The sequence below is a fragment of the Shewanella ulleungensis genome, assembly GCF_014648315.1.
Taxonomy (GTDB): domain Bacteria; phylum Pseudomonadota; class Gammaproteobacteria; order Enterobacterales; family Shewanellaceae; genus Shewanella; species Shewanella ulleungensis.
The window spans coordinates 167,964-177,631 of sequence record NZ_BMQW01000009.1; the positions used below are offsets into that span (position 1 = coordinate 167,964).

The following is a 9,668-nucleotide window of genomic DNA, read 5'->3' on the forward strand; positions in this document are numbered from 1 at the left end:
CTCATCCTAAGGAACTAATAATGTTAATCAATTTTGCGATGAGTTTACTCTTTGAATACTTTATGCGCAACAATTGAATTACAAATAAGCAACAAGAGTTGTACATAAAAAAGCCTCAGAAAATGACTTACTGAGGCTTTTTTAATAAAATTTGATAGTTTTAATTATTGACTAGCAATAACTGATAAGTCTTTACCACTTAGTGTTGTAAATACTTTCGCTTTAGTTGTTTGATTTATACCACTGATGACTACATCATCAGAACCATCCTTATCAATATCATAATGCTCAAGTGACAGCCCTTCCCAGCTTCCTGATAATGCGTAACGACCATATTCAGTGGTTGTTTTACCATCTCTTACTATCAACTGCACAGTTCGGTTTGCCTTGGTATAACCCAACAAGCCAAACTCGCTAAAGCCATCGCTATTTAAATCGCCAAGTTCAGTAACTTGATAATCTTCCCAGCTCGCTGGCCAGCTGATATTGGCGATACGTTCATTGGCTAAGCGACCATCATTTATCCGCACAAATACTTTGCCATCATCTGGATTAGTCCCCAATACCGCGACTTCTCGTATACCATCACCGGTTCTATCTGCAACCAACAGCGGCTTAACGTCCACTAAGTCATTCGGCCAGGTAAAGGTTCGGATAACACCACGCTTATCATTACCCTTTTTAACCACCCATTGGTAACGACCATCGTCTTTACGTTGCCCAAACTGACCCCAGTCGTTGCTGCCGTCACCATCAAGATCATCCATTTCAATTAATTGAATGTCGTCCCATAATGTGTTCCAGTTATAAACGTCCACTTTACTGTCTGCGTTGGCGCCATCGTAAATAAAGAGCTGGCCCTTATCTAACCGACTATGACGACCATAGAGTGCGACTTCACTGGTGCCATCAAAGGTGACGTCGCTCATGGTCACAAACTGCGGAGCATCCCATAAATTAGGCCATTTAAAGGTTTGGTAACTCGCTTTAGTCACACTATCTTTCACCACTAACTGGCGAGTGCCATTTGCTAAATGCACGCCGCTTATCGCATATTCTTGTATGCCGTCACCGGTTAAATCGGCTAACACTTCAAACTTAACCTCCCCTAAAGTTGCAGGCCAGTTCCACACATCTTGCTTAACACCCGTTAACCCAGAATGCACTTGTAGTTGGTATCGATTTACATTCACATCAAAACCAAACACCCCAACCTCATTGATACCATCGGCATCACGATCATCCAATAATATGGTTGATGGTGTAGCAAACGAATTTTCAATCACATAATTGGCAAGCGCGTTATAGGTGTTACCACTAAATAAGCTCACCTCAACACGATTTGAGTGAGTGGTATACTTTATCCAGTCAGCTACGCCGTCTTGGTTAACATCACTGAATAATATTGAAGTACTAAGTGAACCCACTTGAATATATTTGTTTAAAGGATCGCTGCCATTAGCGACCTCAATACCATCAACAACGCCATCACCATCTGAGTCAGGGTTATTAACCTCAGTACCTAAGGCTATCTCTACTGCATTACTTAACCCATCATTGTCATTATCAAAGTCAGCATCTAAAGGGTTTGAAGGATCTAATCCATATTCAACCTCTAACGCATTGGCTAATCCGTCACCATCATAATCTTCATTTTCTTGGTTTTCATCGCAATAAGTCGGTAACCAAGCAACACCAAAGCGCTGTGCTGCATAATTAACCTGCCAACAAGGAATTAATTCGTTACCAATTAGACTAAGCCCATTAACAGAGTCTTGAATAGTAAAAATAGGAGTAATATCGAGAAGGTTATTGTAATCGAGAGAAATTACTCCCAATGAGTTTAAATTAGCAAGACCACTAATATCATTTATCTGATTATTTGTTGCCGAAAAAACACCTAACTCTAGCGTGTTAATGTTAACCGGTACCGACTTGATTTTATTATTATTTATATAAAGATCTGTCAAAGAGGTATTCTGAGAAATCGCTGATAAATCACTAATTAGATTTGTACTAGCATCTAAAAAAGTAAGGGAGTTCAAATGACTTAAAACATCAATATCTGAAATACGATTATTGTTTATTCTCAGTAACTCTAAAAATGGCTTTGCTGCCAAAGGTGATATATCACTGAGCTGATTATTACTTAAGTTAACATTTATCAGCTTAGTTAATGATTCAATGCCCGATAAATCAGTAAGACCTACGTTACTTAAATCTAATACCCTTAATGCTTGCATACCACTAAGCTCAAGTACGCTAGAAAAATGATTACCAGACAAGTCTAAGAAAAATAAATTTGAAAAAACGCCTAAGCCAGATAGGTTATTTACTCCCCAATAACCACAATAAATATTCTCAAGCATTCCTGAGTATTTGGGTGACCCACTATAAGTCAAGTTTTGAGTTATACATTTTTGTAATCGACTATCAACAATTGACTCAATCGCTGTATCTAAAAGCGTTAAATCAGGCTCTGGCTGAAAAAAGTCTTCAAGCTCAAACCTTACAGCATTAAGAGCAAAAACAGCATCAGCACCATTCACAGGATCATTTCTATCAATACCGCAAGGCTTACCATTACAGTTGAGCGAAGGACTAGAGAATTTATAAATTTTACTTGCAGCAAAGACACCTTCATAAGCCATGACAGTCGTAAAGTCATAATTGATACCATAGCCAAGAGCAAAAGAAAAAGTCGCACCATAACTATTCTGACGTCTTGAATGCATCAGTCCCATATTGTGTCCAAGCTCGTGGGCCATCACATAATCACCACAATCGATACTTGTGTGGCTATACATTAAGTCACGAGAGTCACTTACGCTCCCATTAGAACCATTTGCCCAAGCAATACCACATGAATCGTCACCATCTACATACGGACGAAGTAATATAACCATGTCGGCACCAAGTTCATACCGACGAGAAGGAATATACTCAAAGACTGTATTGTTTTGAAAGCTAATGTCATTTAGTGCCGTATTAGAATAAACACTATCTGAATAATCAACCTCTTCAATCGCAACCGCGTTAACATGAATAAATACACCACTGTCGACATAAATTTGATTTGTGACTGAAATTAGATGATATATACGCGTTAGCGGGTCATCTGAATAAAGCGCATTAACACCCGGTGTGTACAAGATTAATACATCCACTTCAGCCATAGTTTGGTCATCAGATTGAGCGACTGCCAATGTAGAGGTTGGATTAAGTTCTACGTCGCCAACGTATTGTAAATTAGTTGCGCTTGATACAGGCTTAATCTGACTATTTTTTGAAGTTTTTTTTAGTTGAATTTGAGCTTCTATTTGTTTCTTAATTTCTTGTTGACGATTAAATTCTTCACTGTCTTCTGGATGCAAAAAATCCTTTTTATCTTTGTCTACCACATCATCAAGTACAGCTTCTTTTAACAAACGCCCAGAAACCTTATTTCCAGAGGCTATATAGGTGCCTGCGGGAGTAACGGCTCTGATAAAAAAGCTTTTTTCACTCGCTGTAATGATTACAGGTAATGCTTCCCCATTATCATCGATTGTGGCATACAAGGTTTTACTGCCATTAGGGTGAGTTTCAATTTTCATTATCTGTGCTTCAAAGGCATCAGAGTCGATGGGAATGTTAACTTTTTTGCCTATCGATAAGGTATCTAATAATGCTTTATTGAGCCTTATTGAATTACCACTTAGATGGAGTTTTTGCAGGCTTGATAAATGATTATCTCTTGAGGCATCATCTAATTCGACGAGTTCCGTTTGTACTTGTTCATAAGTAAATAACACATCGTCATAGGCTGCATGTGCCAGCTGACAAACCGAACTAAAAAACAACAATAAGTAGCAAAGCTTTTTCATACAAAATCCTTTTAGAATGAACAATCCACGTTATATTTTATGATTTATGTAAATAGTTATTAACTTGTTAATTCTACATCCAAATCTAAAACTATAAAATCATATTTATGAAAATAGCGATATACAAAGCGTTTTTGTTACGAATATTGAATATAACTTCATTATCGTAAATAAAAAAATCCCAACAGCCTTGCTGTTGGGATTTTTATTTTATCGACTTAACTAAAGTGTCGACTCCGAAACTATTGAATAGTACTCGACATTAACGACAAATCTGCACCGCTATATGTGTTAATGAATCTAGATAATGCGCTCTCTTCAACACCACTGAAAATCACATCATCTTTACCGTCATTATCAATATCATATGAGCTTAGCTGCATATCAACCCATGTACCATCTAATGTAATACGGCCGTATTCACTTGTATCCTGGCCGTTTTTAATCACAATTTGATGCCTACCTGAATTAACATTCACACCCAATAGGGCAAACTCATTAACGCCATCACTGTTAAGATCACCCAGCTCAATCACTTGAGTATTATCCCAAACCGCAGGCCAGCTAATGTTAGCAATACGAGTATTAGCTAAACGACCATCATTGATGCGTAAAAACACTTTACCGTCAGTGTCTTTACCAACAATTGCCACTTCACGAATACTGTCATTGGTTCTGTCTGCGACCATTAACGGGCTCACATCTGTTAAATCACTTGGCCAGGTAAAGGTACGGATAACACCACGCTTATCATGACCTTTTTTAACAACCCATTGATAACGACCATCGTCTTTACGTTGCCCAAATTGGCCCCAGTCTACGGTACCTTCACCATCAACATCATCCATCTCAAATAAGCTAATGTTGTCCCATAAACGGTTCCAATTATACACATCAATTTTTGCACTTGAATTAGCACCATTGTATACAAACAACTGGCCTTTATCTAAGCGGTCATGACGGCCATATAAACCAATTTCAGGCACGTTATCTGCGGTCACATCAGACAGGACGACTATTTGAGTATTTAGCCATAAATTAGGCCATTTAAAAGTATCGTAAGTGGCTTTAGTTGCGCCATCTTTAACCACTAACTGTTTGGTACCGTTCCCCAAATGAACTCCAGTGATTGAATATTCTTGAATACCATCAAGGGTTAAGTCTTTTAGCGCAACAAACTCCACTTCACCTAAGGTTGCAGGCCAGTTCCAGGTGCCCATCGATTGGCCATTTACGCCGTTAAATACGTATAACTGATAACGTCCAACTGACTCGCTATAGCCAAATAAACCAACCTCAGCAATACCATCTGCATCTCGGTCATCCAATAACTGTACTTTAATTGATTCTAATTCATATGAAGCAGAATAACTCGTTACCGCGGTGAGCGTACTACCACTAACTACACTAAATTGAGCTTCTGTTCCTGTTAATTTAAACTTCAACCAATCTGGTACACCATCACCATTCACATCAGACAATGCCATTAAGTTACTTGGACCACTACCGCCATCGCTAGCATCTAATGGATTTAAACCATATCTAACTTCATCACCATCAGACAAGCCATCACCATCGGAGTCCGAATTGTTAATGTTTGTACCGTACATAACTTCTTGAGCATTGGTTAAACCGTCGTTGTCATAATCGGCAAGAGCATCATTTGCATCTAAGGGATTTAAACCAACACGGACTTCATCGCCATCTAAAATGCCATCAAAATCTGAATCACTGTTGTACATATCTGTACCATAATCAGACTCTTGATAGTCATTTAAACCATCCATGTCACTGTCAGGCAGATCATTCCAAGGCTGTGACCAGTCACTTAGGTTAATTAAATCAAGGGTATTTATTCTTGGCGCGATAAAATATCCGCTTTCATCTGAACTAATCACACCATCATAATTATAGTCGTAACCATAAACAGAACTTTCAAGCACAACGGCTCTGCCAGTATCATCAACAGACAAGACTTCCCAGGTTCTGACTCTATTAACCACATCTGTAATATAAGACATGGCAATTTGATTACCATCAACAGAGTAGGTCCATTCGTTCCCCATATATAAAAATTCAGTATCTGAGTTGTAGTCATATTCACCGCTAATGCCGCGTCTTAGCGTGCCATTATCAAGGAATTGATAACCAAAAACATTGACAAATTTTAACTGCTCACCATCCCACTGATCAGGTATGTGAGCATTAATACCTGCAAAATAAATATTTGGTAATTTGCTTGTGAGATTAGTAGTGAGTTTGGTGTATGAGTCATCAAATTTAGCCAATGTAGAAAGATATACATTACTGAGGGCATCGCCATCATATACAGAATAATAAGCTAAATGTTTTTTACCCTGCTGTTTAAATGGCTGAACAACTACTCGTTGGGTATCTATTGATATTTCTAATGCATTATCGACAAGTTCCCATTGGTAGTTTTTATTGCTAACTTTGGTTTGCGCGCTTCCATTAGTATTGAGTGTAATCAAGTCAGAAAACACACTATTGACTTCGCCCAAGTCACCTCTTGTAGGAGAGTAATTAACACTATATTGCAATGAAATGCTCCACTGACCAGCCAAATCACTGGCAGAGTCTGTCAATGTAGAACCTGCAATATTAGTAACCCAATATACTATTTGCTCATCAATATTTTCATAAGATAGATCGCCACCAGTCCACCCCCAACTTTCAGGAAGAACCAATGTTTTTAGGCCTCTTGTCGACACAATGACTTCTAATTGACTATCTTCAACAGCATTTTTAATTAAATTACGTTCAAGCACTACCGTGTCTTCATATAAAAAAAGCTGCATTTCGATTTCACCGACATCAGCTTTGCTAACAAGCCAGTCAGCTAAATCTTGACCATAACGTATCGCAAGATCAGTAAAAGGATAACTGAAATATTGGCTGTTTTGACTAACATCATTACTGCTAATGAGTTGCAGCTTGTTATCGATTACCGACCATGTAAAGTTAACGTTAGAATAAACTTCAGCCTGCTCATCACCAAACATACCTGAACCATTGGCATTAAAATGTACCGCGGTACCAGAGTTTTGAATCCAGCCTTCTTTAACTGGATCTAATAAGGCTACATCTAGGTTGTTTAACTCAGCAGCAGTAAAAGACAAAGTTGTTGAGCCTGGTTTTGAAGAACCAGATAAAGGATCGGTTCCTTGATCACGCTCAAAACCATCGGTAAAACCATCACCATCAGAATCTTGTAGCAAAGGGTTTAAACCTAAAAGAACTTCATCACCATCGTTAATACCATCATTATCGGTATCGGCATTGTCTGCAGAGGTGCCATAATCAGCTTCTTCGTAATCATTGAGTCCGTCTCTGTCTGAGTCAGGTAATGACTCCCAAGCTTGGGTGTACAAGCTTAAATCAAGCTGAATCATAGAACTCATTCGAGGAAGAATATAAGGACTTAATTCTTCTGAAGAAAACACTCCATCCTGATTATCATCAAAACCGGCAATGGAATATTCATAAACTAAGGCTAAACCATCATCATTGATAGAAATCACTTCCCAGTGACGTTCTCGATAAAATCTATAACCGCCACCGTAATCATAGGTCGTTGATGTTACAACATCGTTTCCTTCTATTGAGTAATTCCATTTTTCATCAATATTGAATGTTGGGTCGCCATTATCGTTAAAACTTGCATAAATGCCACGCCAAAAAGTGCCATCATCCAAAAATTTATAAGCCCAAATAGATTCAAACAATGGCTTATCACCATCCCAACTTTCTGGCTCAACATTATTAATGGTTGGCATCCAAACCATTGGAAACGTAGTAACTAAATTATCCGTAAATTGCGTATGACTAGTATCAAACTTCGCCATTTGGCTATTGAACACTCTAACAAACTGACTATTATTATATTGTTTTACAGTTGCCAGCATTGCTTTATCTTGCTGTACAGCGGGAGTGATCTTAAATTCAGTCTCACCTGATGCTAAAGTTATAACGCCACTATTAAGTGACCATGTATAACTCTTATCAAAATGCGGGCTCGAAACACTTCCATCTGCATTTAAGGTCAAACGCTCAGAAAGAATCGAATCATAATCTCTACCATCACTATTATCTACGTACAAATCGACTAGCCAAGTACCCGCAACCGTTTGCATAGATTCATCAGCTAGCAAGCTAGTTGATGACGCATACCAAGTATTCTCAAAGTCTATTGATTCTTCTACGTTGATAACATCAACATTCCAGCCCCACTCTTCTGGAACGATTAATGAATAGTAATCCTTACCTGTAATATTAACTGTTGTTTTATCACCATCGACCATTAACTTGGTCAAGGTAACATCAAAGCTCGTTGCAACTTGTAACTCAATCTGAGAACTAGGTAGTTCACCAGCTTCAAACTTTGCTATTAAATGCTCAGCAAGCTCTTGCCCATAAAGCTCTGCGAAGTATTCATCATAAATATAAATATATTCTGTTGTTGTTTTTGGATCACTTGTCAGTTGAAGCGCACCATTAGTAACAGACCATGAGAACGTGTCTTCATCATAACTGCGATAGCCATCAAATCCTGCCACCCCAATATTTCCAGCTAAAAAACTAAATGCACCACCAACTCGAGGTAACAAACCAGGTTGTGTTGCCTCTAACAGCATAAATTGCTTGTCTGATAATTCACCTGCAGTAAAATCTAATGTTGAATCCACCTCATTTGGGTTCGTCTTTAGCGTGCTGTCACTATAAACAGCTGTAGCGTCTTGCTTTAGCTGGTTAGCGGATGTAAAAAAACGTTGTCTTTTTTGAGGATTGTCTTGAGGGATGTGTAAGCTTTGCATATCAAAAGCAGGAGCTTGCACCGGCACAGCTGATACAGCTGGAAATACTGAAGCAACAAGCATTGCTCCAATAGTGAGTCGAGCTAATTTCATAGAAAGTCCTTTTAAATCTATAGTTGGAGAACCACCTTATATTTAACGCTCACAAGTTTAATACAGCCCAGAGAAATAACAACAAATAACATTTAACAAACATAAAATTCACAAAAAAGACACTAACTAATATATAAAGAACCGCCTTACCCTATTAGGCGTAAAGCGGTAATAACTATGAAGTTGTTAAACTAAAATTGATATTGTTGTGTAATTTGTAAGCTTTCAGGTTCAATCTCAATTACTGTGTTATTAGCCGTTTTTTGATCGATCCCCAACATGACGATCCTGTTTTTAGCTGGATCATACGATACTGAAACATTTTCCCACCACCCAGCAATTGATACCCTGCCATATTCAGCCAAACTAGCACCATCCCTTATCACGAGCTGAAGCGAGCGATTGGCTTTTGTAAAGCCTAATAAACCAAACTCACTAAAGCCGTCGTTATTTAAATCACCAAGCTCCATTACTTGATAATCTTCCCAACTTGCTGGCCAGCTAATGTTCGCGATTCGTTCATTAGGCAAACGCCCATCGTTGATACGGATAAATACTTTACCATCGTCAGGGTTTATTCCTGATATTGCAACCTCTCGGATACCATCACCGGTGCGGTCAGCAACCAATATGGGGGCCACATCCACCAAGTCATTAGGCCAAGTAAAAGTGCGGATAACGCCACGTTTATCACTGCCCTTTTTTACCACCCACTGATAACGTCCATCGTCTATACGTTGTCCAAATTGGCCCCAGTCAATAGTGCTGTCACCGTCTAGGTCATCCATTTCAATTAATTGAACATTGTCCCAAAGCTTGTTCCAGTTATACACATCCACTTTACTGTCTGCGTTGGCGCCATCATAAATAAAGA

The 9,668-nt window shown here is 38.6% G+C and carries 3 protein-coding genes; all 3 read right to left on the bottom strand.

Features of this window, described 5'->3' with window-relative positions:
• Window positions 1-164: 164 nt before the first annotated feature.
• Window positions 165-3,866: a reprolysin-like metallopeptidase gene (locus tag IEY40_RS16200; RefSeq protein WP_188957987.1), complete on the bottom strand. Its 3,702-nt coding sequence runs from the start codon at window positions 3,864-3,866 to the stop codon at window positions 165-167.
• 242 nt (window positions 3,867-4,108) lie between these two features.
• Window positions 4,109-8,794: a thrombospondin type 3 repeat-containing protein gene (locus IEY40_RS16205; RefSeq protein ID WP_188957989.1), complete on the bottom strand. Its 4,686-nt coding sequence runs from the start codon at window positions 8,792-8,794 to the stop codon at window positions 4,109-4,111.
• A 191-nt stretch (window positions 8,795-8,985) separates the two neighbouring features.
• On the bottom strand, window positions 8,986-9,668 hold a 683-nt coding region (locus IEY40_RS16210; RefSeq protein ID WP_229777138.1), incomplete at its 5' end, for a hypothetical protein.